This is a genomic window from Desulfobulbus rhabdoformis (genome assembly GCF_016919065.1).
GTDB lineage: Bacteria > Desulfobacterota > Desulfobulbia > Desulfobulbales > Desulfobulbaceae > Desulfobulbus > Desulfobulbus rhabdoformis.
The window spans coordinates 1-493 of sequence record NZ_JAFFQA010000162.1 but is presented as its reverse complement, the minus strand read 5'-3'; the positions used below and the strand labels follow the sequence as shown (position 1 = coordinate 493).

General features: G+C 44.6%; 1 protein-coding gene. It reads left to right on the top strand.

The genetic code is table 11. From position 1 onward, the window contains the following. The first annotated feature begins 88 nt into the window (after window positions 1-88). Complete coding sequence (locus JWJ90_RS22910; protein WP_205229518.1) at window positions 89-277, top strand: hypothetical protein; 189 nt, start codon at window positions 89-91, stop codon at window positions 275-277. The last annotated feature ends 216 nt before the right edge of the window (window positions 278-493 follow it).

Below are 493 nucleotides of genomic sequence, written 5' to 3'. Positions count from 1 at the left end.
AAAAAGAAAACGCCCGATGAGGCGTATGTTTCAATGCTGCCGATAGTCAAGATGGCGGCTTAACACTGGCGGAGATTCCACTTAAGAATTGAAAAAACTTGTTCAGACGAGTGAGGCCACCTCTCATGGTATTGGGAAAGATGTCATCCTTGTGGCAAAAGAAGGATCAACCCTTCATTTCGACATAAAGGACTATAATGTTATTTTTTATAAAAGCTATTCGGAGCTTGAAAGTCGGGTCTCAAAGCGCATTGGAGAAGCAATTGGTGCCCAATGAAAAGCTTACGCCGACGCATACAACAGCGCGGCTGAGTAAGTAGTTGGACGAAGCCGCTGCGCGGCAGAATAAAAACCAGTGTATACTCGGTGTAAGAGTTTAATTTTCAAACACTTACAGCAAGGAGTATACTATGAACAAGGCCGAAATTAAACGATTCGAGTCCCTCTATGAGCGCCACCTGCAAAAGCTTGCGCTACAAGGGAAAAGCGCCAA